At 58.8% G+C, this 26,730-nt stretch carries 22 protein-coding genes and 1 tRNA gene; 7 read left to right on the forward strand and 16 right to left on the reverse strand.

Annotated elements, in window-relative coordinates; translation table 11 throughout:
• Positions 1 to 66: 66 nt before the first annotated feature.
• The 11 genes from ACMGF8_RS15475 to ACMGF8_RS15525 form a co-directional block, all read right to left on the reverse strand.
• On the reverse strand, positions 67 to 927 hold the full coding sequence (locus tag ACMGF8_RS15475; protein ID WP_416760180.1) for a phage antirepressor N-terminal domain-containing protein: 861 nt from the start codon (positions 925 to 927) through the stop codon (positions 67 to 69).
• A gap of 1,012 nt (positions 928 to 1,939) precedes the next feature.
• Complete coding sequence (locus tag ACMGF8_RS15480; protein ID WP_416760182.1) at positions 1,940 to 2,662, reverse strand: hypothetical protein; 723 nt, start codon at positions 2,660 to 2,662, stop codon at positions 1,940 to 1,942.
• Positions 2,663 to 2,673: 11 nt separating this feature from the next.
• The gene (locus ACMGF8_RS15485; RefSeq protein WP_416760184.1) at positions 2,674 to 3,471 is read right to left on the reverse strand and encodes a hypothetical protein; all 798 of its coding nucleotides are present in this window, start codon (positions 3,469 to 3,471) and stop codon (positions 2,674 to 2,676) included.
• 396 nt (positions 3,472 to 3,867) lie between these two features.
• Positions 3,868 to 4,767, reverse strand: coding sequence for a glycosyltransferase family 2 protein (locus ACMGF8_RS15490; protein ID WP_102863705.1), 900 nt, complete (start codon positions 4,765 to 4,767; stop codon positions 3,868 to 3,870).
• Positions 4,751 to 5,851, reverse strand: a complete 1,101-nt coding sequence (locus tag ACMGF8_RS15495) for a hypothetical protein (protein ID WP_416760186.1) — start codon at positions 5,849 to 5,851, stop codon at positions 4,751 to 4,753. Before ACMGF8_RS15495 ends, ACMGF8_RS15490 begins: the two co-directional genes overlap by 17 nt.
• Positions 5,848 to 7,821, reverse strand: a complete 1,974-nt coding sequence (locus ACMGF8_RS15500) for a glycosyltransferase (RefSeq protein ID WP_416760188.1) — start codon at positions 7,819 to 7,821, stop codon at positions 5,848 to 5,850. The genes ACMGF8_RS15495 and ACMGF8_RS15500 overlap by 4 nt, the downstream gene beginning before the upstream one ends.
• Before the next feature lie 158 nt (positions 7,822 to 7,979).
• Entirely contained in the window at positions 7,980 to 8,672 is a 693-nt protein-coding gene (locus ACMGF8_RS15505; protein ID WP_416760190.1) for a 2OG-Fe(II) oxygenase family protein, read from the reverse strand.
• Between the two features lie 5 nt (positions 8,673 to 8,677).
• Positions 8,678 to 10,054: a polysaccharide pyruvyl transferase family protein gene (locus tag ACMGF8_RS15510; protein ID WP_416760192.1), complete on the reverse strand. Its 1,377-nt coding sequence runs from the start codon at positions 10,052 to 10,054 to the stop codon at positions 8,678 to 8,680.
• Entirely contained in the window at positions 10,051 to 11,325 is a 1,275-nt protein-coding gene (locus ACMGF8_RS15515) for an ABC transporter ATP-binding protein (protein ID WP_416760194.1), read from the reverse strand. Before ACMGF8_RS15515 ends, ACMGF8_RS15510 begins: the two co-directional genes overlap by 4 nt.
• Positions 11,315 to 12,130, reverse strand: coding sequence for an ABC transporter permease (locus ACMGF8_RS15520; protein ID WP_102864095.1), 816 nt, complete (start codon positions 12,128 to 12,130; stop codon positions 11,315 to 11,317). The genes ACMGF8_RS15515 and ACMGF8_RS15520 overlap by 11 nt, the downstream gene beginning before the upstream one ends.
• A 278-nt stretch (positions 12,131 to 12,408) precedes the next feature.
• Positions 12,409 to 13,059: an FMN-dependent NADH-azoreductase gene (locus ACMGF8_RS15525; protein ID WP_207167339.1), complete on the reverse strand. Its 651-nt coding sequence runs from the start codon at positions 13,057 to 13,059 to the stop codon at positions 12,409 to 12,411.
• Positions 13,060 to 13,158: 99 nt separating this feature from the next.
• Here ACMGF8_RS15525 and ACMGF8_RS15530 point away from each other — a divergent pair, with 99 nt between their 5' ends.
• The 5 genes from ACMGF8_RS15530 (at position 13,159) to ACMGF8_RS15550 (ending at position 19,772) form a co-directional block, all read left to right on the forward strand.
• Positions 13,159 to 14,019 (forward strand): LysR family transcriptional regulator, encoded by an 861-nt coding sequence (locus ACMGF8_RS15530; protein WP_102863698.1) that lies wholly within the window; start codon positions 13,159 to 13,161, stop codon positions 14,017 to 14,019.
• 184 nt (positions 14,020 to 14,203) lie between these two features.
• Positions 14,204 to 15,775, forward strand: a complete 1,572-nt coding sequence (locus ACMGF8_RS15535; protein ID WP_102863697.1) for a GGDEF domain-containing protein — start codon at positions 14,204 to 14,206, stop codon at positions 15,773 to 15,775.
• A gap of 372 nt (positions 15,776 to 16,147) precedes the next feature.
• Entirely contained in the window at positions 16,148 to 16,972 is an 825-nt protein-coding gene (locus ACMGF8_RS15540; protein WP_102864094.1) for an arylamine N-acetyltransferase family protein, read from the forward strand.
• A gap of 117 nt (positions 16,973 to 17,089) precedes the next feature.
• Complete coding sequence (locus ACMGF8_RS15545) at positions 17,090 to 17,911, forward strand: hypothetical protein (protein ID WP_102863695.1); 822 nt, start codon at positions 17,090 to 17,092, stop codon at positions 17,909 to 17,911.
• A 319-nt stretch (positions 17,912 to 18,230) separates the two neighbouring features.
• Complete coding sequence (locus tag ACMGF8_RS15550; protein WP_102863693.1) at positions 18,231 to 19,772, forward strand: nucleobase:cation symporter-2 family protein; 1,542 nt, start codon at positions 18,231 to 18,233, stop codon at positions 19,770 to 19,772.
• Between the two features lie 62 nt (positions 19,773 to 19,834).
• Here the strand turns inward: ACMGF8_RS15550 and ACMGF8_RS15555 are convergent, their stop codons facing one another.
• From ACMGF8_RS15555 to ACMGF8_RS15565, 3 genes are all read right to left on the reverse strand, one after another.
• Positions 19,835 to 20,416, reverse strand: coding sequence for an SH3 domain-containing protein (locus ACMGF8_RS15555; RefSeq protein WP_115581978.1), 582 nt, complete (start codon positions 20,414 to 20,416; stop codon positions 19,835 to 19,837).
• 94 nt (positions 20,417 to 20,510) lie between these two features.
• The gene (locus ACMGF8_RS15560) at positions 20,511 to 21,668 is read right to left on the reverse strand and encodes an MFS transporter (protein WP_102864093.1); all 1,158 of its coding nucleotides are present in this window, start codon (positions 21,666 to 21,668) and stop codon (positions 20,511 to 20,513) included.
• 599 nt (positions 21,669 to 22,267) lie between these two features.
• Positions 22,268 to 22,343: transfer RNA gene (locus ACMGF8_RS15565), tRNA-Asn, on the reverse strand.
• A gap of 270 nt (positions 22,344 to 22,613) precedes the next feature.
• On the opposite strand from ACMGF8_RS15565, the gene ACMGF8_RS15570 reads away from it, so the two are divergent.
• Positions 22,614 to 22,847 carry a hypothetical protein gene (locus ACMGF8_RS15570; RefSeq protein ID WP_102863689.1) on the forward strand — a complete coding sequence of 78 codons (234 nt, stop codon included), beginning with the start codon at positions 22,614 to 22,616 and terminating at the stop codon, positions 22,845 to 22,847.
• Positions 22,848 to 22,853: 6 nt separating this feature from the next.
• Here ACMGF8_RS15570 and ACMGF8_RS15575 read toward each other — a convergent pair whose 3' ends face one another.
• Both ACMGF8_RS15575 and ACMGF8_RS15580 read right to left on the reverse strand, forming a co-directional pair.
• Positions 22,854 to 23,051: a hypothetical protein gene (locus ACMGF8_RS15575; protein WP_102863687.1), complete on the reverse strand. Its 198-nt coding sequence runs from the start codon at positions 23,049 to 23,051 to the stop codon at positions 22,854 to 22,856.
• A gap of 130 nt (positions 23,052 to 23,181) precedes the next feature.
• Positions 23,182 to 24,378: an amino acid aminotransferase gene (locus ACMGF8_RS15580; RefSeq protein ID WP_102863685.1), complete on the reverse strand. Its 1,197-nt coding sequence runs from the start codon at positions 24,376 to 24,378 to the stop codon at positions 23,182 to 23,184.
• A gap of 335 nt (positions 24,379 to 24,713) precedes the next feature.
• Between ACMGF8_RS15580 and uvrB the strand changes: the two genes are divergently transcribed.
• Positions 24,714 to 26,729: an excinuclease ABC subunit UvrB gene (gene uvrB, locus ACMGF8_RS15585; protein WP_102863684.1), complete on the forward strand. Its 2,016-nt coding sequence runs from the start codon at positions 24,714 to 24,716 to the stop codon at positions 26,727 to 26,729.
• Position 26,730 lies beyond the last annotated feature (1 nt).

The raw sequence follows: 26,730 nt of genomic DNA on the forward strand, positions 1-26,730 counted from the left end.
TGAAGACCTCCCGACATTTACAGGGAGGAAAAACCGGTATCCGCCGGTTGATCGAGGTTGGGGGGCTCAGTCAGCGGCCTGCTCTACAGTGAAAATCCAGCATCTGATACTTTGCGCTTTTCCTTCTTCGTTGCGGGCATGTGCGGAGTAGCTGCATTTGTTGGCTTCGACAAAGCGTGGATGTTGGCTAAGGCGTAAGGCGTGCCGCAACTCGGATAGGTTGGGCATTGTGCAGCGTTGTGTCTGGGCTACTCGAGCCACTTCATTCAGGTTGATAGCAAGCTTTCCTGGCGCCACGGCGTGGTTGAGCTTGTGCCCCTCCGATTGCGCGCTGAGGTGGTAAAACAGATCCCAGAACTCAGTGACCAGATCCGGAACATCCGGTTCAGCCCTGCCTATCGCTTCAAGTGCCGGTGTCGACAACCCCATCTGGCGAGATGTTTGATCTAGTTGCTCATGGAGCGCGGCACGCAACGCGTTATTACGTGTTCGGTTCAACTCTTTGAGTAGGGTGATGCGGTGACGGGAGAGTGCTATCTGCTGATTGACGTTCGGTGCCCCAGCCCGCTCGGCGCTACCCTTGGTCCAGTAACTCCACAATGCGTCGTCGCATTCTTCCTGGTAGCGGGTGATCTTATCGCGCAGCTCGGTGGGCACTTTATTGGGGCTGATCGAGTAGAGCCAGGCTGGGAGTTTGCGGAGGGGGAGGCAGACCATGTCGTATTGCTTACCATCACCACCAGTTGTGGTCATTTCAACCATAACTGAGTCGAATTTGTCACTGAGCTTCCGGTATTGGGTTTTCCAGTCCATCCCCATATTGGTAACGATCGGTTTCATTGCTACCAGCGGCTCATTGTCTTTGCCGACAAGGACGACGGTGTCCTCATAGAATGGGACGGGCATCACGTGCTGGGCTGTTTGCATGGGGATACTTCCTGCCTATATCGAGGATGCCCGATAGTAGCGGCGCCCATCTGCGGTTCACAACGCCTCCTCGCTCTGCGTTGACCATCAAACCCTACCTTCCTGTCCATATTTGCCCTAGCGAGCTGCACGAGCGGCTATGGGGGCTCGCGCGAGCGCACTGTTTTGGTGCGTATTGAGGCCGCTCCGGGTCGTTCAGCCCCGGCGCGCGCCGTCGTCCCCCCACCTCGCCTGCGGGCTAAATGGGTCGTTTTTTCTGCGCCCCTGCGATCTATTCAGAACAGCCCCGGCCTGGGAGCTCTGGCACGTTCTTGGGGCGGTAAAAGCCTGCGGAACCCTGCGAAGGTAGGCACGTTTCAGCGTCTGCTAATAGGGCTATGGCATGTTGAATCTGAGAGGAGCCTCGGGAAAAGGGTTAGTTTTTTTCTGAGGCCTCTGAGGAGGGGTGAAAGGCCCGGTTTTACTGGGCTTGGGACCTAACTTTCAGGGGTTAGTTTAGGTTAGGTCGAAGGTTATGTTTCTATAAGTTATTGAATTCAAAGGGATTTATAAATCTCGAAATAAACATATCAAAAGGTTAGGAAATAACCTAGAACTGACCCAAAGCTAACTTTGATCCATCAGCTGAAAGCCGCGTATCACAAGGCTTTCAGAGGTGTTCGTGAAAAACTAACCGTCCTAACCTTTTTCCGATGGGTCAACATGAAACGCCGAATGCACCTAGGAGGTAGTGCTGGCTGAGTTCTCACTGCTGTTTGAGCATGCATTCACACAAGCGGACCTCGGCCCCCCCGCAAATGATTGCAGTCATCTACATGCACCGTTGGAGGCCTTGAAATAGTTGGAGTGGGGGAAGGGAGTCGAACCCTCACTATCAATGCGGGATGGTGATAACGAGGTGTAGCTTGGCATGTTACGTAGAGTTTCAATCAAGATTCTTTCAGATCACCGTATTGGACTCTCGCTATCAGCTTCAGCATGTTTTAATTAGGTGGAAATTCGCGATTAGGCTTTAGCTATATCCGCTTAATAGTTCAGGAATTCCCTTTTTTTCAAAAAAATATGCTTGTTCGAATGGCTTTATAATTGGCCAGGTAGAGTGAAGTTTTGCAATACAGATTAGGTATATTATTGGTGTGGGAGTCAGTTTTGTGGCTAGGGATATATATTGTTCCTTAGTGTCGGCGGGAGCATTTTCATTGACAAAGCCAAAAACTGTAGAGAAGGTTTTAATTGCGTTGAAAATTATGTCGCCATGCTCATGGTCGAGGTTTTCTAGTATTTTGTCGGGTGGTTCTCCTTCGTTCTTACGTTTGGAGAAAGATTTTTCTATATAATTAAATGCTTTTGACCCTTGGTAGATGTTTTTCTTAATTTCTAAAATTTTATTTGCTGGCGCATAAGTTTCGATTGTGGCGTTCTTGTATTCTTCTAGGCAAAGATTTATAAGATTGAAGAATGAGCTTTCAAATATTTGTGTTTTTATGAGCGTGCCTTGTTCTTTTATAGTGCGTTTGGCATCTGCAGCCTCGTTTTCAGCGATGGTAGTGGCTTTTCTTTGTAAGGATAGAGTTTCTATGAGCAAGATTGTAGAGACAAATGTAAGTACAGGGTTTATGTTTCCCCCTATAAAGTCTCCTAATGTGCCTAGTGAGCCCGCATTTATTTCTTCTTTTGCAAAGTAAAAGTATATAAAATAAAGTGCTGCCAATATTGTTGTTACAATAACTGCCACGTTGCGCTTCATTAGACTGGTTTAACGCTGTGTAGAATGAAGTACTTAGTGCTTCCATCATTAATGGTAATGCGGGTCACCTCTACCATTACAGGGGAGAAAACATCAGCTGCTACCCCTTGTAGACTATCTATAAGAGCGCGCTTAATTACTTTGGATAATTTTGTGTCTGGAATGAAACTGTACGAGTCTTCATTGATTTCAGTAATGAGCCTGCCGGTCCCAGTTCTTGCATTGAAGCGGCTTATACTGGCAATTAGAATTTCGCGTGCAGGACTGATTATCTCCTCTTCAAGATATTCTAAAGTTCTCTTGTTGAAGTTGGCCAGTGGGGTTTGGGCAGCAAATAATGTTGCTTTATACCCTTGGTGCTTGATTGGTGCGTGAATTTCTTTCAGTGCTGGGAATAGGCGGTGGGTAATATCTTCACTGAAATACATTTTTTCAAATGTCTTCTTTGAACCACGTCTTGTCAGTTCGGTAGGAGTGCCAATGGCTTCGTGAATGGCATGTTTCAGTAGCTCGATATAGCTTTTTGGAGTTATATCTATGATTTTTTTTACTGTTTTTTGGTCGGTGAATGTAATTTTAAATCGTTGCTTGAAAGAGCCCTCGAAGCTTGACTTGAATGAACTTTTAAAGCCTTTCGCTGCGTTTGTTTTAGAGATGTATCTTTCATTAACAATTCCATGAGTCGCGATTACTATGGTTTCTGCGACACCCTGCATGGAGCGTGAACCATAATACATATCGAGACCATCGAATATTTTTTCATCTGTGTCATATAAGATTGAAAAATCAAATTCCATTTTCTACTACTATCCCTGTTAGTTTTTGGTACGCATAGTGGCAGGAAGCTACCTAACGACGGACAACATGTCTATAGGGGAAGGTCTTTTGAGAGAGGGGTGGTGGTACGAAATTGGTACGTGGCGGGCGTTGACTTGCTGTAGGCCTGTGTTTTAAAGGCCTTAACTATTAGTAGGTCCAATCCATCATCGGCGCCACGGAGAAACGACGGGAAAAGGTTTGCTGTAAGGAGGCTTCGTTGTTCAAGGACATGAGGTTCTGCTTTGAGACGTTACGGCGGCAAATGAAGCAAGCTTCTTCGCATCGTGAACAAAAGATCTGATAGCGCGGAGTTTATCAGGAAAGCGCAGGGGCAATTTGTTTGTCCCCGGGATGGACGGGGGACGATTGGTGAGTCATCGAGTTACGCCGACTATCTGCCTCAACCGCACCGCAGAGTAGTACCCCACCATTGCGCCGAACCTCAGCCATACCCCCGCGCAAATGCACCAGGAAAGAACCTTCGGATAATCATCACGAAAGAACTTGCCATAGAAGCGGATCATGCCTCGATGTTTATGCCATTCGACGAACAACGGGCGTGAGCGGCTGCAGGCGCCCCAGGCGTGAAAGATTTTTGCCTGGGGCACGAAGCAGACTTTCCAGCCCTCATGGCGAAAACGCATGCACAGGTCCAGGTCTTCGCAGTGCAGGAAATAGCCTTCGTCCCAGCCGCCGACGCTGTCCAGGGCTTCGCGTTTGACCAGCATGCAGGCGCCGGAAATGGCTTCGACGTTGGTTGGTCGGGTCGGCAGGGGCTCGCGGTGCAGGAGAAAGTCGGAAAACAAGCGGGGTGACAGCCAGGCCAGACCCGAGAGGTTGAGGGCGCGAACCACCGCTCGGCGTGGGGTCGGAAAGACTCGGCGACCACCGGGCTGCTCGCTACCGTCGAAATTGCACAGCAAGCCACCTGCCATGCCCAGGTCTTTGGAGTGGCACAAGGCGCCGATCAGACCTTGGAGCGCCCCGGGTTGCAGCACGGTGTCGGGGTTCAGGAACAGGATATGGGGCTGTGTGCACTGTGTGGCGCCGAGGTTGCAGGCAGCGGCAAAGCCAGTGTTGCTCGGGTTGCGCAGGATACTCAGGCGTTTGTCGGCACCGTAGCGGGTCAGCACCCGTTGCAGGCTGTCGTCGTGGGAGGCGTTGTCCACCAATACCAGTCTGCCGACACCCTGTGCCAGCACTGAGGCGACGCACTCTTCCAGCAGAAGGCCAGCGTTGTAGTTGACCACCACCACGTCACAGGATTGCGGCATGGGCCACCTCGAAACGTTTCGTCCAAGAGTTGGCCTCGCGGAACTGCAGGGTATTCGCCAGCGGCTCGCTGAACGCCAGGGCTTGGCGCATCACTTGGGGAATGTCCGTGGCGGTATCGCTGAGAAAAACTCCCGGTGTATGACGGCGAACACTCATTTCGCCAAAGTCGGTGCTGACCACCGGCAGGCCCAGGGCCCGGTATTCGTAGTACTTGATCGGATCGACAAAACGGGTGATGTCGTTTCTCTTGAACGGAATCAGCCCGACGTCGAATTCGCTCATCGCCGCCAGTGCGGCTGGGTGCGACAGTGTCGGTAAGCAGCGGATGTTGGCGGCTAGGGCCGGAGGTGAGTTGCCGTGTTGCGGGCCTATCAAGCGCACCTCGGCTTCCGGGAAGGCCTGGGCCAGGGCGAGGATGAAGTCCCAGTCGAACCACTTGGCGAGGGTGCCGATGTAGCCGAATACGGGGCGCGTGGTAGGTGCTGTGGATCGGCACAGTGGCAGGGAGGGCAACCGTTCGCTGGCACAGCCATTGAGTAGCAGGCGTGCATTGACCTGCTGCTGCAACCAATAGTGCTGCAGGTTCGAGCAGGAGGTCAGGGCGGTGGTCACGGCTCTGGCCGTTTCGCGCTGGCGTTGCTGCATGGCGCGCCGGGACCAGCCGCTATAGAAAGCCGGTACGTTGTCCATCACGTCGTAGAAACTGCTGACGAAGAGCGGCTCGCGCAGCAACTGCAGGGCCAGTCGCGAGGGCTTGCCGATGCCTAGCTGGGTCGGTCCCTGAGCGAAGTGCCTGACCTGCTGCATCAGGCGCCCCCAGAACAGTCGATTCAACCACCCCGAACCGGGCAAGGGCTCTATCGGCAGGGCTCGGGGACGGATCAGGGTCAACCAGTCGGGCACCGGTTCGCTGGGAGGGGCTGGGGAGCGCTGCAGCAGGTCGCGGGGCACCGGGAGGCGAGTGGGGTAGGGTTCGATCCACAGCACCGGAGCCCGGGTGCTGGCGTGGAACTGTCGAACCAGTTCCTGGGGCCGTTGGGCGAAACTGTGCCAACTGACAGGCGACAGATAGACCAGTTTCATGGCTCCTCCCTGGAGGTGTGCGGGACCCATGGGCGGTTCCATTTGGCTTCATAGAAAGCCTTGTTGCGGTTGAACAGTTGCTGGCGCTGGCTTCCGGACATCAGTTCGAAGGAGGCGGACAGGTGGTGATGAATGAACACGTCCTCGGCGAAGGCACAGGACAAGCCGGCTTGCTCGACCCGGCGGCAGTAATCGTCGTCCTCGAAAAAACCCAGCCCGAAGGCTTCGTCGAGGGGGCCTAGGCGTTGATAGGTTGACCTGGACATCATCACCGCGAAGAAACCGAGGGTGGCGCAAGGCACGCTCAGGCCGGCGTGGCGCCAGGTGTATTGGCGGGCACGGATGGCCATCTCCCGTGAGTCCTGATAGCGGATGTCGATCTTCGCTTCATTGCCGATGTTGTTGGTCACCGGTCCGATCAGGCCGAGCCCCGGGTCGCGCTGCAGGTGGCGGCGCAGGGTTTGTGCCCAGCCGCTGGTGACCTGGGTGTCATTGTTAAGCAGTGCCAGGAACTCGCCCTTGGCCAGGGCCAGGCCCTGATTGTTGGCGGCGGCAAAACCCCGGTTGCTGTTGTTGAGAATCAGCGAGTGTCCGCTGTTCGCTGACCAGTGCTGGAGGAATTCGACGCTGCCATCGGTGGAGGCGTTGTCCACGACGATGATTTCCAGTGGCTCGCTCAGGGAATCGGCAGCCAGGCTCGCCAGGCAGTCCCGAGTGAAGGCCAAGTTGTTGTAGGTCACCACTATCACGCTCACCAGCGGTTGAGAGGCAACATTCTCTGTCAGGTTAAGCAGGGCCTGTACCCGGTGTTGCCAGGTTTGCTGCGCGGCGAAGGCCTGGCGTTGGCAAGAAGCAGCGCTGCATCCAGGTTCCTGCAACGCCCGGGCGATGGCATTGATAAACGCGGGCGTGTCCTCGGCGATGGCGACCTGTTGCTTGAATTCGTGCAATTCAGGGAGATCCACCGCCACCACCGGTTTACCGGCGCTCAGGTACTCGTAGACCTTGACCGGGTTGGTGGCCAGGGTTAGCGGTTCGATGCGGAACGGCAGGATGCAGACGTCGAAAGCCTGCAGGTAGGCGGACAGCTGCGCATAAGGAATCTCGCCCGTGAGCTTGATATTGGCGTGGCCCCGCAGGCGCGCGCCGATACCTGCGGTATCTGCGCCAATCAGCAGCACGGTGCAGTGGGCAAAGGCGCTGGCTATGGCAGACACCAGGTCTACGTCGAACCAATGGGCTAATGCCCCGTAGTAGCCGATCACGGGACGTTTTTGCGGATCTTGATAGCGGCGTTTCGTGGGTGTTGAGAAGTAGTCGAAGTCGGCGGCGTTGCGCAGAATCGCTCGCTGCTGTGCAGCTGTCCTTGGCCTTTGCGGGTGCCAATGTTGTTCAAGCCATGCCGAGGCAAACAGCACCACATCGGCTTCGCGGATCAGGCGGCACTCCAGTTGTTGCAACTGCGCGGCGTTGTTGCCAAATCCCTGATGGTGATCCATGCAGTCATAGACCACACGACTGTTGGGCAGCGCTCCCGCCACGGGAGCCCAGAACGGGTGCTGGATCAGCGATACCACCTGGGGCGAATTCGCCCAACTCAGGAGTTCACCGATGCTGCGCCGTAACTGCCAGATCAAGGTTTCATCCGGTACTGCGTGGTAAATGATCGGCGCGGTGTGGGCAAAGAGCCGGACTTCGAACAGGCGCCCCTTTTCATCAAGAGGGCGCAGTGTAAAACCGTCGCGAGGGTCATCCTCCAGAGCGGCCGAGATGTAGAACACACGGCGTCCGCCAAGGCTCAACTGCTCGGCCAGCTGTTGCGGGCGCTGGTGTCGAAAATCCCAGTCGATGACGCCCCAGAATACGTAGTCGGGCGCATTCGCCAGCGGCTCCTGCAAGTTGCAAAGTGGAGGTTGAAACAGACTGTCGGCTATTACGTCGCGGTGCAGGGCTCGTCGTACTGATGTCATTTGGCGATAAATTCGACCCAATAGGACGCGCAGAGGATTGGGCAGTGGCAGTCTCCGATAGGTGTTGCGCAGTTGCCTGAGTAGTGCTTTGGGGTCAGGCCGTGGCATTCCCGGTTTCCTTTGGGGCGATAACGTTGCCAATCAGGTTTGCGTGCGCTTTAGCCATGAGGCCCTTCATAGTCATGCAGAGGAGTCTGGTCTGCGGCTGGCCACATCGAACTCAGAGAGCCGGTACGGTAGAAGGTTACGGTCATGCTGCGGCGTGAGGTCCGGCAGTTGTCCACTACCTGTGATACGGCGTGCCATGAATGTTCGGCACGCACCAGGACGGCAGAGTTACCGACCAGGGGTGGGATCACCGCTACCACATCCGTTGGATCTGCAGAGCCGAGGATGTTCAGGCAGCCACCCTCTTTGATGTTCCAGGATTCGTTGAAATACAGGATATGGGTCACCAGCTTGTCGCTGAGGTCGGGATGAGGACCCAGGCAGGCCTGCGGCCCGTAGTGGAATACATTGATTTCCATGGGGGCTGTGCGCAGGTCCAGGTCGGTCAGTGTCGACATCGCCAGGCGATAGGCCGCAGAGCTCAGTTCTGTCGCGAGTGCCAGCCATGCGGGGCTCAGGCCTTCAGGGTGGACGATGCGCCCAGTCCCCATTTCCACCAATTGTCGCGCCTGGTACTCATAGTCTTTTTCTCCGCCATATCCATACACTCGCTTGAAGGCGTCATGGGGGTAGGTCGCTGCCAACGCCGCGGCGTCTTGCGCTGTGTACAGGCCATCGATCTGGCCCCAGCGGAAAGGTTGATTGTGCAGTGGCTGTTTGGTGAGCCTCGTCAGATCTAGCATCCTGTTCATCTTCCCAGTAGATGGTTGAAACGGCGTCGAAGGGAACGCAGTGGCGCAGTGATGCGAAAGGAGCTGGAGCGATACACCCGGTCGAGTTCGCCGCAGGCGTGTCCCATGAGTTCCTGTTGCTGGCGCTGTTGTTGTTTCAGTTGCTCCATTTGCTTATGCAGTGCCTCCAGCTCAGCCTGTTTTTCCAGGCATTCCTCACGCCAGTCCAGGCGGGTTTCTTCCAGTAGTCCAGGCAGTGCTTGCCAGAGTCGGTCGATTGACTGGCGGGTGGGGCGGCGGCCCTGGCTGATGAGTTCGGCCACTCGATCCCAATGGCGCTGCAATTGCTCTCGGGCATCGACCAGTCGGGCGCAGGGGGCTCGCCGTACAAGGCGCTCCAGGAACCACTGGGGATCTATCTCTTGCACAGCGTGCAGGGGGTGGATTCCCTCGTAGTCCCGCAGGGCGGTGTACTTGCCCAGGTCCAGGCGGGCCGAGCTGAAGAGGGGGACACCGAAGGCCAGGGCGGTAATCGCCAGGTGGTAACTGTGGCCGATCACGCCTTGGGCGTGGCCGAGGATCTCGGCCAGCAGCAGCGGTGCTGGCCAGGTAGGCAGGCGTACGGCCCTTGGCAGGTCGTCGCCAAGAATCGATTCGTGATCTCCCAGTACCGGGCCGATGGGCAGCAACAGCAGCTGCCACCTTGCAAAGAGCGGGTTGTGGGTTTTCCACAGTTGTAGGAACCCCTCCAGGCCGGCAATCGCATGCACCACCAGGTAGGGCCTGTTCAGTCCGGCCTGTTCACAGAGTTGGCGGTATTCCACGGAGGGCTGCTGCAGGTCGATCAGGTTGGGCAGGCCGAATGCGGTGTCCGGCAGCACCTCGACTCGGGCCTCATCGCTCAGCGCCGACAGGGTGTCTTGAGACAAGGTGTCCCGTACTTGCACGTGGGGGCTCAGCTCCAGGGCCAGTTTGACCAGAGGGACTGCCCAGGTCGGTACGTTGTTGCAGTGCATGCCCGGGGCATTCCAGACCAGCGGTACGTCATGCTGCAGGGCAATCAGTGCGGGGGATAGCCAATAACCCGTGGGATGGTGGATCTGCGGGTCTGGCGGGTAATACCCCGGGGCCACCTGTTTGTCGAAGCGGATGATGAAACCGCCTCCAATCAGTACCCCGTCCAGGGTCTCGATCAGCCGGGGCAGTTCGCTGACCGAGGTGACGTTGTAGGGCCATTGTGGCGTCGTGCGGGTGTTATAGGAGAAGGCATGCAGGTGCACAGTGCCCAGGCGCGCCTGCAACTCGGCGGCGGCGATCAGGGGAAACAGCAGATCGCCGTAGTTGGCCACGTCAAAGGTACCGAAGATCGCTACCTGCCACTCCTTGTCCTTCATGAGTGTTCCTCGGTCGCCCTGGTTGTTTGTCCTTCACGGGTGACGGGCTTGATGTGCAAATCGACGATTCCCAGGAAATGCTTGTTGCCCGGCAGAATGTCGAAGGCCAGCAGGGCGACCTGCTTTTCAATCAGTTGTGAGGTTTCTTCGGTCTCGCCATCCATCAGCTTGAGGGTGATGTGGTAGCGCCCGGCAGCCAGGTTGGCCGCGAACTGCAGGCGGATCGAAGCGCGGCGCCAGCCATTCTCGGATGCGCCGCTTTGCAGGGACACATTGACTCCGCTGATCACCAGCAGCCTGGCCTCCTGGATGGTCAGGCTGATGTTGGGGCGGCTGACGGCGTCGCTGACGAGCGTGTCGATGGCGATCTCGATGCTGTCGCCATGGACAAAGCTCGAGTACAGCGCTCCGGTGTTGCTGAAGACCGCCGAAGTGATGCGTCCTTCATCGGTGCCAAAAGCCATGCCGTGTTCCGGGTTGAGCGCTGTCTTGACCGTGACCTGGATGGCTCCGGCGCTGGCCCAGCGCCGCTGTTCGTCGCGCATGTCCAGCAGGTAGAGCTCGGCCATCGCTTCCGGCGCGCCGCTGGCGCGGATTTCGCCGTTACGCAGATACAGGGCGCGGTTGCAGAAGCGCTTGATCAGGCTCATGTCGTGAGACACGAACAGCAGGGTCATGCCTTGTCGTGTCAGGCGATCGAGTCGCTCCAGGCACTTGAACTGAAAGGAAGCGTCGCCCACGGCCAGGGCTTCATCGACAATCAGGATGTCCGGCTCCACGCATACCGAGACGGCAAAGGCCAGGCGTACCAGCATGCCGCTGGAATAGGTCCTGGTGGGCTGGTCGATGAACTCACCGATATTGGCGAACGCGGCGATTTCGTCGAAGCGCGCTTCGATTTCCGCGCGCTTGAGCCCCAGCACCGCACCGTTCAGGTAGACGTTCTCGCGGCCGGTGAACTGCGGATTGAATCCCGAACCCAGCTCCAGCAAGGCAGCGATCCGGCCGTGGCGGGTCAGGCTGCCGCAAGAGGCGCCCGTGGTGCCGCAAATCAGTTGCAGCAAGGTCGATTTGCCGCTGCCGTTGCGCCCGATGATGCCCAGGGCTTCGCCTTTGCGAATCTCCAGGGAGACCTCTTTCAGTGCCCAGAACTCGCGATAGCGCGGTTTACCGCGAGGCAGCAGCAATTGCAGCAAGCGATCCCGAGGCTGGTCGTAGATCTGATAGCACTTGCCCAGGCCCTGGGTCTTGATCACAGGATCAGAGCACATCGGCAAACCCCTGGCGGGTCTTCTCGAACCACGCGTGTCCGAGAAAAGCCACAGCGCTGGCACCCACCAGTTGGCCCAGCCATAGGCTGATATCGGGGACGACGCCCCAGATCAGCACGTCGCGGGATGACTCGATGACCAGGGTCAGGGGATTCAGATAGAGCCAGTGCTGATAGGCAGTCGGCAGCGCGCTCACGGGATAGAACACTGCGGAGAGCAGCATCAGGGCCGACATTAGCACTCCAATGACCTGGCCGATGTCCCGCAGGTAGACCCCCAGGGATGCCAGGAACCATGACAGCCCAAGCGTGAACAGCACCAGCGGCAGCAGTACCAGGGGAAACAGCAAGGTGGTGAAAGGTGGCAGGCCGAAGACCAGTAGATGAAAGATCAGCCAGACGATGAAACTCACCAAGGTATGGAACAGCACGGCCCCGAGTATCACGCCGGGCAGGAGGTCCAGGGGGAACACGACTTTCTTCACGTAGTTGGCGTTGCTCGGGATCAGGCCCGGGGCACGGCTGATGCATTCTGAAAACAGGTTGAAGACCATCATGCCGGTGAATACCAGCAAGGCGAATTGGCTTTTCGAGTCGCTGCCGGTGTCCCAGCGCACCTTGAACACCACGCTGAAAACGAAGGTGTATACCAGCAGCATGAGCAGGGGGTTGAGGAAGGACCAGAGCAGACCGGCGATCGATCCGCGATAGCGGCCTGTGATTTCACGCTCGATTAGCGCCAATAGCAGTTCCCGATGGCGCCAGGGCCTGAACATGAAACGGTTAAGCGTGTTACCCCCAATCAACATCCACTCCTTGGTGATCAACTTCCAACACCGCCATACGCACGACCTGAAAGTACTGAGGAGCGGGACGGTGGTTTGTATCGAAGAATTTTATGAGTTGTGTATAGACCAAAAATGCATGGGCCGACGGCGTTTTTGTGAGCTTTTTGATGATTCGTGCCGATCAGTGCAGGCCTGTTGATAAAAGGGGGCGAGGCGGTGGGAGTTTCGCCTGGGGAACTGTGGAAGGTTGCAGACCGGCGGAAACTGTCAGTCGCTCCACCGGTCTTTTTCGAGTACTAGGGACGGCGGGCTGCCAGTTGCTCGGCCAGGCCGTGTGCCTGGCGCGCGGTCACTTGCCGGGAGGCCTGGTCGATGTCAGGCCCGAGAATGGTTTTCTCCACCACCAGCGAATGCTGGTCGGCAATGCCGATGAAGTTCAGCCAAGCCTCGATGTAGGGTTTCTGGAAATCGAACGCTTGGGCCGGAGTGTTCGACTGGGCTGAAAAATCCAGGCCGCGGGCGTAGCTCACCACCGCTGTCTTGTTGCGCAACAGGCCCTGCAGCCCGTGCTCGGGGTCGAAGCTGAAGAGGATTCCCTGGTGTGATACCAGGTCAATGAAATGCTTGAGCTTGTAGGGAATGCTGAAATTCCACAGCGGCACGGAGAGCACCAACAGGTCGGCCTGATGCAGGGGCGCGGCGAGTTCCTGGAGTCGGTCCCACGCGCTTTGTTCGCTAGCGTTCAACGGCTGGCCACCGAGTCGGGCGTACTTGGCGTCCATTGCTGTCTGATCGAGCTCCGGCAGTTCCAGGCTCCAAAGGTCCAGGGTGCTGACTTGAGTGTCGGGAACCTGTTGTTGATAGCGCTGGATAAAACTGCGGGCGATTTCCAGGGAGGCGGAGCGATGTAAGCGAGGCGAGCATTGGATGTGCAGGAGCCGGGTCATGAACGAATCTCTTGGTGGACAGGGATGACCGCTATTGCAACATAGCTGATTTATAAATATAAATTGTCGATCTAAGGCTTATTGATGGCGATATGAAATATGTTCGATGCCTTGCTGCTTCGTACCTTTGTCGCTGTTGTCGATGAACAGGGGTTCAGTCGTGCAGCACAAAAACTGCATTTGACCCAGTCGGCGGTCAGCGGCCATCTGCGGCGCCTGGAACAGCAGGTCGGCAAGCCGCTGCTGCAACGCACCACCCGCTCACAGCAACTGACAGCCGATGGCGAGCGGCTGATGGCCTACGCCCGAGCCATTCTGGCGTTGAATCGCGACGCCTGGACCGAGTTGACCCGGGTGCCGTTCCATGGGCGTGTGGGGATTGGGTTGGCGGAGGATTTCGCCGAGCCCCGTCTGTTGCGCGCGCTACTGGATTTTGCCGGGCAGTTCCCGGGTATCCAGCTCGATGTGCAGGTGAGCATCCCCGGTACCCTCCTGGATCTTCTGGCTCAGGGCAGTTTGCAGCTGGTGGTGGGGTCCTTGTGCGAAACAGCAGCGCCAGGCCAGTTGCTCTGGTCCGAACCTCTGGTCTGGGCCGGGCTGCCACAATCAGTGGCACCCTTGCCTGAGCCTTTGCCCCTGGCGCTGTTTCCTGAGCCTTGTCCTTATCGGGCGGTGGCCCTGGGGCGGTTGGCCAAAGCCGGCATCGCCCAGCGTACGGCCATGCTCTGCAGCAGCAATGGGGCCTTGCGTGCCGCAGTGCTGTCGGGCTTCGCCGTGGCGCCCATGGCGGTCAGTCAGTTGGGAGCAGGGCTGTGTGCACTGGGGGCGGAATACGGTTTGCCGGAGTTGCCTCAGGCCCAGTTCCGGCTGTTTACTGCGTCCGACGCGGACCCGGCCGTTGTGGCGGCACTGACTCAGGTCATCGTCGAATATTGTTCCAGCCGACGATCCGCGCTTTAGGCATCGTCCTCTGCGGCCGATAACCCCTGCAAGGGGCTAGATCGGATGCGGTTGCGAGCGGCCCCTGGCCTGTGTTTGAACGCCATGGAGCCGATGTTTTACAGGATGCTGGTCAGTGAACCGGTCTCGAAAACAACCAGGGATCTGCCGCGTAGTTCAGGCTTTTCCCGTCAGGACGCCCCTTTTGCCTGTCCCCATTTACGACGCTCAACACGCCCCGGGTGGCACCTTGAAACGCTTGCCGCTGCTCAAGGCCGCGGTGGCCTTTATCGCCACGGTGTTCCTGTGCCTGTGCGGTTTGCTCTACCTCCAGCTAGAGCAGTCCTGGCGCCATGACCTGGCGCAGGCAGAGGTCAACTCCACCAACCTGACTCGGGCCATTGCCCAGCAGGCGGAGGACACCTTCATGGAGGCCGACCTGGTGCTGATGAGCCTTTCCGAGTGGATCCAGGCCATCGGCGAGGGGCCCGTGCAGCGACTGCGTCTGCAACAGATCTTTGCTCGGCGGGTACAGGCCCTGGTGCAACTCAGCGGAGTGTTTCTCTATGACAAGCAAGGCCAGTGGGTGGTCAGTTCCTTTAACGATTCGCCTCATGGCAAGGACGTGGCAGATCGTGACTACTTCAGGTTCCACCAGCAGAACGCTTCGCTGCAGGCCCATATCAGTCCGGCGATTCGCAGTCGCGCCAACGGCGAGTGGATCATTCCCATTTCGCGGCGGATCAATGACCAGAACGGGAACTTCCAGGGCGTGCTGATGGCCGGCATCAAGCTGGCTTACTTCGATCAATTCTTCAAAAGCTTCAATATCGATGAGCAGGGCGTGATGTTTCTCGCCCTGTCCGATGGCACCCTGATCGCGCGGCGGCCATTCGAGGAGCGGCAGGTGGGGGCCTCCCTGTCCCGTGGCGAGATTTTCAGCAAGTACCTGCCTGAGGCCACCTCCGGCAACGCCATGATCACCTCGATCGTGGATGGGGTGACGCGCTTGTATGGCTATCGCCAGTTGCAGGCGTATCCGCTGGTGGTGGCGGCGGCCAACTCCAAGGACTCGATTCTCAAGGGCTGGTACGCCTCGGCCTATCAATCCACGGCCATCGTCGCTCTGGTGCTGCTGGGAGTGGGGCTGTTCGGCTGGGTGTTTGTGAGCCAGGTGCGCAACAACGAGCGGATCGAAACCGATCTGCGCAAGGCCCAGGAGGCTTTGGAGGTGATTGCCACCCATGACAGTCTGACCGGTTTGGGCAATCGGCGGCTGTTCGAGCGTTCCCTGGAGATCGAGTTCGGTCGCGGGGCGCGGCAGAGCACGCCGCTGAGCCTGATCATCGCCGACATCGATTACTTCAAGCGTTACAACGATACCTACGGCCATGTGGCCGGCGATCATTGTCTGGCAGAGGTGGCCCAGGCCCTGAAAGGGTGTTGTCATCGCAAGACCGACCTGGCCGTGCGTTATGGCGGGGAAGAGTTCGCGGTGCTGCTACCCGATACCGATATCCACGGTGCCCTGGCCATGGCCGAGCAGATTCGCCAGAGCGTCATGGAGCGCAACATCAGCCATTCCGGTTCTCCAGTGGGGCGCGTGACCATCAGTCTGGGCTGTTACTCCTTCGTCCCTACGGGGCGCGACAGCATCGAAGTCTTCATAGAACGGGCGGATGCAGCGCTGTATCAGGCCAAGGCCACGGGGCGCAACCGGGTGATGGCCCTGGCGGTGGAGAGCGCCGAGGATCTGCTGCAGCGCTCCGACCGTTGAGTCATTGTCAGGCTTTGCAGAAGATCTGATTGGCGCAGGTATTGCCACCAACCTCATAGGTGGTGGTGCCTGCGGCGTCATGTCCCTGGTCCCGGTAGAAGCCCCGTGCCGAATGATTTTTGAGCCACAGGCAGGACGCTCACCGCGCCTGGGCGAGGCCACTGGGGCGGTGGTTACTACAGAATCACCGTCAGCTCTTGGCAAGAGCCAATCCCGGGCCAATGCGATAAAAAATATCAGCCGAATCGATTGTTGGAATGCCCCGTTTCTGGCTTATACCTATCGTTGACCTGGCAGGGACCGGCGCTGGACAAGCGGATCGGCACAAGCATCTCCGGAGCCCTGCGCGACACTCATTTCAAGGATTTGTGCATGAGCCAGCCGCACCTGATGAACATTGACCTCTATTTGCGCCGACTGGGTTACCACAGCGCGCCGCCGCCGACCCTGGAAACCCTGCGAGAACTGCAATGGCGACATGTCTGCGAGTTTGCCTTCGAAAGCCTTTCTACCTTGTTGCGCCTGCCGGTGCCCATCGACCTGGGCACGGTGGAACGCAAGATTCTGCAAGAGGGGCGCGGTGGCTATTGCTATGAACTCAATCAGACGTTCCTGGTGCTGTTGCAGCATCTGGGCTATGAGGCGCGTGGCATTACCGGGCGGGTGGTCATGGGCGGGCCGGAGGATGCGCTCACCGCGCGCAGTCACAGGTTGACGCTGTTGCACCTGGACGGGCAGCGCTACATCGCCGATGTCGGCTTCGGCGGCATGGTGCCCACTGCGCCCTTGCTGCTCGATACTGAAGCAGAGCAGGCAACACCCCACGAGCCCTATCGCATTACCGAGCGAGACGGTAGCTACACCCTGCGCGCCAAGGTCATGGATGAGTGGCGGGCCCTGTACGTCTTTGATCTGCAGATACAGGGCGACGTGGACTACGAAATGGGCAACTGGTACGTCTCGACTCACCGTGACTCGCCTTTCCTCGGTCAGTTGAAGGTGGCGCTGATAGGGCCGGGGGTGCGCCGAACCCTGAACAACGGCAGCTACGCTTTGCATCGCGTGGGGCAGCCCAGCGAGCGGCGGCAGATCACTAATGCGGGGGAGCTGATGCAGTTGTTGCGGGACGAGTTTGCCTTGCGTCTGCCGGAGCATCCCGAGCTGTCGCGAGTGCTCGAGCGCTTGCTGGAGGCCTGATCACCACCTGTCGTACCGGGAGCGGGAGCCGAATACGGAAGCACTTCCCGATTAAAATCCCAAGCTGGCGCTCCATAGAATCCACCGGCAAACCGGCAATTTTCTATGGAGAGAATCATGCAGAAAATACATCGATCCACGGTGTCCGGCAGTACCGCAACACCGCTGAGGCGTTTCAAGCAGGGGCTGTTCGCTGCGCTGCTGGCAGTGGTCAGCCTGTGTTCCACCAGCAGCTTCGCGGTCCCCAACCCCGACGGCAACTACAACCTGAGCATGGACGCGCGGGCCGGGTCGCCCTATCCACCGTCCGACAACTACAGTGCCGATCTCAAGACGTCCGGAGTCGGGCCGGCGTTCACGGTGCCGGTGAGTCGACACCACATCATTGCCTACAACCAATTGCGGGATTTCTACATGTCCGTGGTGCAGCGTGGGCACTTGAAGGAGCTGAAGGGTTTCTGGGACGGCTTTGGCGCACGTTTCCTCAGCTATGGCCAGGACAATCGAGTCAACGTCACTGCGCCGGTGGCGGCGGATTATGACCAGGCCAAGACGTTGCTCGAGGAGATCGGTCGGGGCGTGGTGCGGGCCAATGCGGGCGTGCCGCCACGGCCCCTGGGTTGGGACACCTTTCATGGCTTCTACACCTGGATGCCCTGGAACCTGTTTCTCGGTCCGAACGGTCGCAATGATGATCCGGGTGAGCAATTCGAAACCAATGCCCAGTACATCATCAATAACAAGGACACCTGGAACACCATCATCAATGTGCGCGACAACATGCTCAGCTATCAGCGTGACGGCAACGTGAAGACCCTGGCCAACATCAACTCGCAGCTGTTGCGTTTGTCGGCGCGGACCCGGGTCTATCCGCTGGTCAGCGATCAGTGGATTCGTGTCGCACCCAATGTGTACAAGATCCGCGTACCGTCCAACTGATTGGTCTTTTTGTGTGCAGCGAGGGTCGATCCAGCCAATGGATCGGCCTTTTTTTGCGTTGTGTTTCAGCGGGTGGAGTTGGGGAAGAGGATGTCGGCTGGCTGCACAGGTCCTGCCGGCCCGATGTGGGGCGGTGGCTCTGGGGCGGCCATTCAGGCTGGAAAAGGGTGATCCGTACGACCTGAGCGGGGCTTTTTATCGGTGAATCAGCAGGGGGAAGTGCCGGAAGATTGACCGATAAACTGTATACAATCCTATGGACAGTTGTCTTTGTTGTTGCATACAGTGTGCGCATAACAAAAACAGGGAACCCCACACCATGAATACGCCCCAGGTTTCACAGCAACGTCCCGAAGATGAAAATTTGGGTATTGCCGCGAATATGGCTTATGGCCTGCAACACGTTCTGACCATGTATGGCGGTATCGTTGCGGTGCCACTGATCGTCGGCCAGGCGGCCGGTCTGTCGCCAGCGGAGATCGGCCTGCTGATCGCCGCTTCGTTGTTTGCAGGGGGGCTGGCAACCTTGCTGCAAACGCTCGGCGTGCCGTTTTTCGGCTGCAAGCTGCCGTTGGTTCAAGGGGTGTCCTTTGCGGGCGTATCGACCATGGTGGCGATTGTCACCAGCAGCGGCGAGGGCGGCTTCCAGTCAATTCTGGGGGCGGTGATTGCAGCTTCGCTGATCGGCCTGCTGATTACGCCGGTGTTCTCTCGCATTACCAAGTTCTTTCCCCCGCTGGTCACCGGCATTGTCATCACCACCATCGGCTTGACGCTGATGCCTGTGGCGGCGCGCTGGGCGATGGGCGGCAATAGCCGGGCGGCGGATTTCGGCAGCATGTCGAACATCGGTCTGGCGGCCCTCACCCTGGTACTGGTGTTGCTGCTGAGCAAGATCGGCAGCGCGGCGATTTCCCGGTTGTCGATTCTCCTTGCCATGGTCATCGGTACGGTGATCGCGGTGTTCCTGGGCATGGCGGATTTTTCCGGTGTCACTCAGGGGCCGATGTTTGGCCTGCCCACGCCGTTCCACTTCGGGATGCCGACTTTCCATGTCGCAGCGATCCTGTCGATGTGCATCGTGGTCATGGTGACCCTGGTGGAAACCTCGGCGGACATCCTCGCGGTGGGTGAAATCATCCACACCAAGGTCGACTCCAAGCGCCTGGGGGATGGGCTGCGTGCCGATATGCTGTCGAGCATGATCGCGCCGATCTTCGGTTCCTTCACTCAGAGTGCGTTTGCCCAGAACGTCGGGCTGGTGGCGGTCACCGGGATCAAGAGCCGTTTTGTAGTGGCTACCGGCGGCGTGTTTCTGGTAGTCCTCGGCCTGCTGCCCTTCATGGGGCGGGTGATTGCGGCGGTGCCCACCTCGGTATTGGGCGGTGCCGGTATCGTGCTGTTTGGCACCGTGGCGGCCAGTGGCATTCGTACCCTGTCCAAGGTCGACTACCGCAACAACATGAACCTGATCATCGTTGCGACCTCCATCGGCTTCGGCATGATCCCGATCGCTGCGCCGAGCTTCTACGACCACTTCCCCAGCTGGTTTGCGACGATCTTCCACTCGGGCATCAGCTCGTCGGCGATCATGGCGATCCTGCTGAACCTGGCGTTCAACCATTTCACCGCCGGCAACTCGGACCAGCAGTCGGTGTTCGTCGCTGGCACCGAGCGCAGCCTGCGCTTCCAGGACATTGCCGTACTGCGTGAGGGGGACTACTTCAGCGGTGGCAAGCTGCACGATGCCGAAGGCAATGAAGTGCCGCTGGTAGCTGAGGTTTCGGGACAGTCGTCGAATCCGCTTGGGGACGGCTCGGCACCGAGCCATGCTCGAGGCAGTGCGCAAACCACGCACTGAGTGCAATCATTGCGACATTAAAAAACGGCGCCCTGAAGGCGCCGTTTTTTATGGGTGAGTCATTATTCGAGGTTGTCCAGGGGCTCCAGGGCTTGCAGGGCCTCGGGGTTGTCCTTGTACTGCCCGCGCAAGGTTGCGAGCTGGCGATCATGGCCGATACAGACGTCGTTAACGGCTTTCTCCAGTTCGGCCCGACGCTCCTCGTCATACGCCTCCTCGCCGGCAAAGTGCTGGCAATCTTCGTGACGCTGGATAAAGGCCGTGACCTCGGCCGGCAGCTGTGGGCCGCCGTAGTGACCGCCCAGTTGCAGGCGTTTTTCCTCGACCCAGCCACTGTAGTCCTCACCGTTTTTGGCGATGTACATGACTTGGGCCCAGCCGCCGTCGCTGGAGGCGTACACGGTCAGGCCGTCGCCCGGAATCACATAGAGCTTCTGGTTCACGCAGGCGGCATTCGGCCCACTGTGAAAGTGCAACCGTCCTTGGCCTATGACCTTGGCTTCCAGGGGCGGGCGGTACTCGCCGGCTTCCAGAGAGGCGTTGTCGCTCAGGGTGGCGCAATCCACCGTGGAGGCGGCCAGGGCCTGTAGCGGTAACAGAGACAACAGCCCCCACAGGGACAGGAGGCACAGAGGTCGGTTCATTGCACAGTTTTCATCAGGGGATTCGGATGGCGCGATGGTAATGACAAAGAGGCGGCCTGTGAATGTTTCCAGGCCGCCCTTTGAGCAGCGTGACTTACTCCGTGACCTTGCTGAACTGCCCCTGGCGCACCAGGGACAGAGCCATTACCACCACCACGGCGGCGGCCGCCGACAGGGTCAGGGGCAAACCATAGCTGCCGCCGCTCATGGCGGCGCCACTGAGCAGTGGTCCCAGCAGGCTGCCGATGCCCCAGAGCAGACCGGCGCTGGCATTGGCGGTCACCAGATCCGCTCCGCTGAAGGATTGCCCGATCAGCACGATCGCCAGGGTGTAGATGCCGCCCGCCGCCGCGCCGAGGATGACCAGGCTCGGCCAGAGCAGACCGGGGGATTGCATCAACAGTGGCAGGCACAGGCCGATCAGCAGAGCGATGATGCCGCAGCCGAGGTAGATCCCCGGGCGCCCCAGCTTGTCCGAGAGCCAGCCCAGGGGGAACTGGAACGCCGTATCTCCCAGGAGAATGATGGTCACCATCAGTGCCGCCAGTTTGATGCTGTAGCCATGAGTGGCCGCGTACACCGGAAACAGCGACAGCACGACGCTGTCGAAGAAGGCGAAGAACAGTATGCCCACACACAACGCCGGGGCGATGCGGATAAAGCCCAGCACCGAGAAGGTCCGGCTTTCCTCGTGAGGACTTGGGGAGTCTTCCTGGGGCAGGGTCAGCCAGACCACGGCGATCGCCACGGCATAACCGAGGCTGACAATGGCGAGTACGAGCGGCCCCTCGGTGCCCAGCAGTGATACCAGGCCAGGGCCCAGCAGTTGGAAGAAGGTGAAACAGGTGGTGTAGACCGCCACCAAGCGGCCACGGCTGGCGTCTTCGGCCATTTCATTGACCCAGGTTTCCCCGAGAATGATGATCAGCCCGGCCCCAAGCCCCATGGCGACCCGGGCCAATCCCAGGCTGAAGAGGTTGGCGCCCGGCAGTTCCAGGGCTGCCACGCTCAGGGCGCAGAGGCTGAAACACAGCAGATAGATCTGGCGCCGGGTCAGGCGCTGGCACAAGGCATTGACCAGGAAGGCCGAAAGCATCATGCCCGCCGCAGGCAGGGCTGACATGATGCCAATCTGATTGTTCGACGCGCCGGCCTGGTACAGGCGCAGGGCAAGGATCGGCACTGTGGAGCCGATGCTCAGGCCGACAATGGAAATGCCCAGGATCAAGGCAGCTAACAAGGCTTTGTTCATGATCAAGACTCGCGCCTGAAGCGTCAGGCGCTGAAAAATGGAGATGTTGCGGACGCCGCGTGACAGCATCCGCCGAGATACGGGCGAGAGCCGGGCCTGTGCCCTCGGCGTAGGGGCTGGCTGCTGGCGAAGCGGTCATTGAATGGTGCGGCGCACTTCGAGACGTCTTCGCTGGCGAGCCAGCCTCTGCATCGGCGCCAAAGGTGGCGGGGCGGTGCCAGGCTCAATTGCGGTTAGCGACTGCCTTGGTGCGGGGAGAAGGTGAAGGCGAACAGGACGCTGCGGCGGCGACGGTTGATCGCGCAATCATGCTGGGCAACGGCCAGGGTTGCCGAAGGGCTCATCGAGGGGGAGAGGCACGGGGACTGTGCTGGCAGGAACATCGTTGTCTGACTGGCCGGAAAAATAGGCGCACAGCCTACGTCAGGCCATTGCGGCAAGGCAACCAGACCTTTGTCTGAGCCATTCGGCTCGCAAAGCACTTTATCCGCATGTCTGGCTGACATGCGGATCATGGAACTGATAGTGGTTTTTTTCTGCTGATTTGCCAAAAGAGCAGGGCGCTCTTGTTGGGTTTGAGGCAAATCAGTGTAGGAATATGGCTCCACGACCTGGACTCGAACCAGGGACCCAGTGATTAACAGTCACTTGCTCTACCAACTGAGCTATCGCGGAATGCGCCGTATCTTACTGATTCAGAAAGGGAAGTCAACAAGCTGTGAATGTTTTTTTCAGTGCGGCGAGGTTCTGAATGATCTGCTGACATTACTTCAAGGGTTTTATCAGCTAGCGGGGCTGTACGTGATCCGATAGGGGCTACCATGGCTCCCCGGAAGTGGTTTCACGCGCTGCCGGCCTCAAGCCGCAAAGGTACGTTTTTATGATGCGCTTCGATTTATCCCAGGTTCCCACTCATTTTTTTGCATCGCGATGCGAGGTGCTGTCATGAGCATCGAGCAGATCAACCTGCCCAAGGGAGTCGGGCCTCAGGCCGACAAGTTGTGGGATGCCATTACCCAGGCAGCGGCAGCGGCGGATCTGAACCGCGCGGCGGGCAAGGCCGAAGGTTTTGTCCTGGGGCTGGAGAGTGCCAAGGCCATCAAGAGCCAGGTCGCTGAGGCGTTGTACGTGGCCTTTGATGATGCCGCCAGTCAGCGAATGCGTGAACTGGCGGGTTGAGTCGGTTCAGCCGCCGAAGGTCAGGGTGCCCAGCATCAGCTTGGCCATCAGCGATGTGGCTGCCAGTTGCACCAGCCACAGGGCCAGACCACCGAGGAACACGCCGAGGGCGATTTGCAGTACCAGGCTCTTTTCGCGTTTCTGCGAGCGGGGCAAGTAGTGCTCCAGTTCGTCGCGGTCGGCCCGCAGGTCATCGTCTTTCATCTGGATTCTCGATCGGCAAGGGAGGCGTGGCCTCAGTCTAGAGGATGCAGGGGCTGGACTGGTTATTAGCTGAGCGCGCACAAAAAAGGGGAAGCACCATGGCTTCCCCTTTTTGCGCGACGGCCGTGAATCAGATCACCTGGAGGATGGCCTTGGTCACCACGTCGATGTTGTTCTGGTTCAGTGCGGCCACGCAGATGCGGCCGGTGTCCAGGGCGTAGATGCCGAATTCGTTGCGCAGGCGGGTCACTTGCTCAACGGTCAGGCCGGAGTAGGAGAACATGCCGCACTGGCGGCCGACAAAACTGAAGTCGTGCTCAGGGGCGCCTTTGGCCAGCAAGTCGACCATCTGGGTGCGCATGCCGCGAATGCGCAGGCGCATTTCCGCCAGTTCCTGCTCCCACTGGGCGCGCAGTTCCGGATTGTTCAGCACCGCGGCAACGATGGTTGCGCCATGGGTTGGCGGGTTGGAGTAGTTGGTGCGGATCACGCGCTTGACCTGGGACAGCACGCGAGCGCTTTCTTCCTTCGAGCTGCTGACGATGGACAGAGCGCCAACGCGCTCGCCGTACAGCGAGAACGACTTGGAGAACGAGCTGGACACGAAGAAGGTCAGGCCCGACTCGGCGAACAGGCGCACGGCCGCGGCGTCTTCGTCGATGCCGTCGCCAAAGCCCTGGTAGGCCATGTCGAGGAATGGCACGAGGTTTTTCGCCTTGACCACTTCCAGGACGTTTTTCCAGTCCTGCGGAGTCAGGTCGACACCGGTCGGGTTGTGGCAGCAGGCATGCAGCACCACGATCGATTGGGCCGGCAGGGCGTTGAGGTCTTCCAGCAGGCCGGCGCGGTTTACGTCGTGGGTGGCGGCGTCGTAGTAGCGGTAGTTCCGCACCGGAAAACCAGCGGTTTCGAACAGTGCGCGGTGGTTTTCCCAGCTTGGATCACTGATGGCGACTACAGCGTTGGGCAGCAGTTGCTTGAGGAAGTCGGCGCCGATCTTCAGTGCACCAGTACCGCCAACGGCCTGGGTGGTGACCACGCGGCCAGCGGCCAGCAGGGGCGAGTCGTTGCCGAACAGCAGTTTCTGTACCGCTTGGTCATAGGCGGCAATGCCGTCGATCGGCAGGTAACCACGGGAAGCGTGTTGAGCGGCGCGAATTGTCTCGGCTTCGACAACGGCGCGCAGGAGTGGAATGCGTCCCTCCTCGTTGCAGTACACGCCCACCCCAAGGTTGACCTTGTTGGTTCGGGTGTCGGCGTTGAATGCTTCGTTGAGGCCCAGGATTGGATCGCGTGGTGCCATTTCGACAGCGGAGAACAGGCTCATTTTTACGGCGGCTCTGAATGGAGTGTGGAGGGACGTGTCGCGCTCCAGCCGAATGCACTAGAGCGGTGCACAAACGGGGAGCTAGTATAGAGGCCATCATCGCGGGGGGCGACAGCCGATTGACCTTTTGCGACAAGTTTTTCGCTTTATTTTTCGACCGTTAGTCTTATTGCAACCTTCCGGGTGTTAACGGGTGTAAGACCTTTACCTTGAAAGCCGTGGTATCTGCCTCCACATCCAGCTCATTCCGGTTTTTTCCTCGGCGACATGGGTCGTACGCGGTGTTTCTCGTTCCTGTACGGTATGGCCGCGCATGAATGATCCCAGAGGTAGATATGTCCGAATTCCAGCTAGTCACTCGCTTCCAGCCCGCCGGCGACCAGCCGGAGGCCATCCGCCTGCTGGTCGAAGGCATCGAGGCCGGACTGGCCCACCAGACCCTGCTCGGCGTGACCGGCTCGGGCAAGACCTTCAGCATCGCCAACGTCATCGCCCAGGTGCAGCGCCCGACCCTGGTACTGGCGCCGAACAAGACCCTAGCGGCCCAGTTGTACGGCGAATTCAAGGCCTTCTTCCCGAACAATGCGGTGGAGTACTTCGTTTCCTATTACGACTACTACCAGCCCGAAGCCTATGTGCCTTCCTCGGATACCTTTATCGAGAAGGATGCCTCGATCAACGACCATATCGAGCAGATGCGCCTGTCGGCGACCAAGGCGCTGCTGGAGCGCAAGGACGCGATCATCGTGACCACGGTGTCCTGCATCTATGGTCTGGGCAGCCCGGAAACCTACCTGAAAATGGTTCTGCACGTGGACCGCGGCGACAAGCTCGACCAGCGTGCCTTGCTGCGGCGCCTGGCGGACCTGCAATACACCCGCAACGATATGGACTTCGCTCGTGCCACCTTCCGTGTGCGTGGCGACGTGATCGACATTTATCCGGCGGAATCCGACCTGGAAGCGATCCGCATCGAGCTGTTCGACGACGAAGTGGAAAGCATCAGCGCTTTCGACCCGTTGACCGGCGAAGTGATCCGCAAGCTGCCGCGTTTCACCTTCTACCCCAAGAGCCACTACGTGACCCCACGGGAAACCCTGCTGGACGCTATCGAGGGGATCAAGGTGGAACTGCAGGAACGCCTGGAATACCTGCGCTCCAACAACAAACTGGTGGAAGCCCAGCGTCTGGAACAACGCACCCGTTTCGATCTGGAGATGATCCTCGAGCTGGGCTATTGCAACGGTATCGAGAACTACTCGCGCTACCTCTCCGGCCGTCCCGCCGGCGCCGCGCCACCCACCTTGTATGACTACCTGCCGGCGGATGCGCTGTTGGTGATCGACGAATCCCACGTCAGCGTGCCTCAGGTGGGCGCCATGTATAAGGGCGACCGTTCGCGCAAGGAGACTCTGGTGGAATATGGTTTTCGCCTGCCATCGGCGCTGGACAACCGGCCGATGCGTTTCGACGAGTGGGAAGGTGTCAGCCCGCAGACCATCTTCGTCTCTGCTACCCCGGGCAACTATGAAGCCGAGCACGCCGGGCGCATTGTGGAGCAGGTGGTGCGTCCCACCGGCCTGGTGGACCCCCAGGTGGAAGTACGCCCGGCCCTGACCCAGGTGGATGACCTGTTGTCGGAAATCACCAAGCGCGTGGCGGTGGAAGAACGAGTGCTGGTCACCACCCTGACCAAGCGCATGGCCGAGGACTTGACCGACTACCTGGCCGACCACGGCGTGCGCGTGCGTTATCTGCACTCGGACATCGACACCGTGGAGCGTGTGGAAATCATTCGCGACCTACGCCTGGGTACCTTCGATGTGCTGGTGGGGATCAACCTGCTGCGTGAAGGCCTGGACATGCCGGAAGTGTCGCTGGTGGCGATTCTCGATGCCGATAAGGAAGGCTTCCTGCGTTCCGAGCGTTCGCTGATCCAGACCATCGGTCGCGCCGCGCGCAATCTCAATGGCCGGGCGATTCTCTATGCCGACCGCATCACCGGTTCCATGGAGCGGGCGATTGGCGAGACCGAACGGCGGCGTGACAAGCAGATTGCCTTCAACCTGGCCAACGGCATCACCCCCAAAGGGGTGTTCAAGGATGTCGCCGACATCATGGAAGGCGCCACCGTGCCGGGCTCGCGCAGCAAGAAGCGCAAGGGCATGGCCAAGGCCGCCGAAGAAAGTGCCCGCTACGAAAACGAACTGCGTTCGCCCAGCGAAATCACCAAGCGCATTCGCCAGCTCGAAGAAAAAATGTACCAACTGGCCCGGGACCTGGAGTTCGAGGCGGCGGCGCAGATGCGCGACGAAATCACCAAGCTGCGCGAGCGCTTGCTGACCGTCTAAC

This window comes from Pseudomonas sp. BNK-7 (genome assembly GCF_048072025.1).
Classification (GTDB): Bacteria; Pseudomonadota; Gammaproteobacteria; order Pseudomonadales; family Pseudomonadaceae; genus Aquipseudomonas; species Aquipseudomonas danubii.

Excerpts from the sequence above, each read along its gene's own strand:
- ACMGF8_RS15475 (WP_416760180.1), bottom strand. The coding sequence starts at position 927 with ATGCAAACAGCCCAGCACGTGATGCCCGTCCCATTCTATGAGGACACC.
- ACMGF8_RS15485 (WP_416760184.1), bottom strand. The coding sequence starts at position 3,471 with ATGGAATTTGATTTTTCAATCTTATATGACACAGATGAAAAAATATTC.
- ACMGF8_RS15490 (WP_102863705.1), bottom strand. The coding sequence starts at position 4,767 with ATGCCGCAATCCTGTGACGTGGTGGTGGTCAACTACAACGCTGGCCTT.
- ACMGF8_RS15495 (WP_416760186.1), bottom strand. The coding sequence starts at position 5,851 with ATGAAACTGGTCTATCTGTCGCCTGTCAGTTGGCACAGTTTCGCCCAA.
- ACMGF8_RS15500 (WP_416760188.1), bottom strand. The coding sequence starts at position 7,821 with ATGACATCAGTACGACGAGCCCTGCACCGCGACGTAATAGCCGACAGT.
- ACMGF8_RS15505 (WP_416760190.1), bottom strand. The coding sequence starts at position 8,672 with ATGCTAGATCTGACGAGGCTCACCAAACAGCCACTGCACAATCAACCT.
- ACMGF8_RS15510 (WP_416760192.1), bottom strand. The coding sequence starts at position 10,054 with ATGAAGGACAAGGAGTGGCAGGTAGCGATCTTCGGTACCTTTGACGTG.
- ACMGF8_RS15515 (WP_416760194.1), bottom strand. The coding sequence starts at position 11,325 with ATGTGCTCTGATCCTGTGATCAAGACCCAGGGCCTGGGCAAGTGCTAT.
- ACMGF8_RS15525 (WP_207167339.1), bottom strand. The coding sequence starts at position 13,059 with ATGACCCGGCTCCTGCACATCCAATGCTCGCCTCGCTTACATCGCTCC.
- ACMGF8_RS15530 (WP_102863698.1), top strand. The coding sequence starts at position 13,159 with ATGTTCGATGCCTTGCTGCTTCGTACCTTTGTCGCTGTTGTCGATGAA.
- ACMGF8_RS15540 (WP_102864094.1), top strand. The coding sequence starts at position 16,148 with ATGAGCCAGCCGCACCTGATGAACATTGACCTCTATTTGCGCCGACTG.
- ACMGF8_RS15545 (WP_102863695.1), top strand. The coding sequence starts at position 17,090 with ATGCAGAAAATACATCGATCCACGGTGTCCGGCAGTACCGCAACACCG.
- ACMGF8_RS15550 (WP_102863693.1), top strand. The coding sequence starts at position 18,231 with ATGAATACGCCCCAGGTTTCACAGCAACGTCCCGAAGATGAAAATTTG.
- ACMGF8_RS15555 (WP_115581978.1), bottom strand. The coding sequence starts at position 20,416 with ATGAACCGACCTCTGTGCCTCCTGTCCCTGTGGGGGCTGTTGTCTCTG.
- ACMGF8_RS15560 (WP_102864093.1), bottom strand. The coding sequence starts at position 21,668 with ATGAACAAAGCCTTGTTAGCTGCCTTGATCCTGGGCATTTCCATTGTC.
- ACMGF8_RS15570 (WP_102863689.1), top strand. The coding sequence starts at position 22,614 with ATGAGCATCGAGCAGATCAACCTGCCCAAGGGAGTCGGGCCTCAGGCC.
- ACMGF8_RS15575 (WP_102863687.1), bottom strand. The coding sequence starts at position 23,051 with ATGAAAGACGATGACCTGCGGGCCGACCGCGACGAACTGGAGCACTAC.
- ACMGF8_RS15580 (WP_102863685.1), bottom strand. The coding sequence starts at position 24,378 with ATGAGCCTGTTCTCCGCTGTCGAAATGGCACCACGCGATCCAATCCTG.
- uvrB (WP_102863684.1), top strand. The coding sequence starts at position 24,714 with ATGTCCGAATTCCAGCTAGTCACTCGCTTCCAGCCCGCCGGCGACCAG.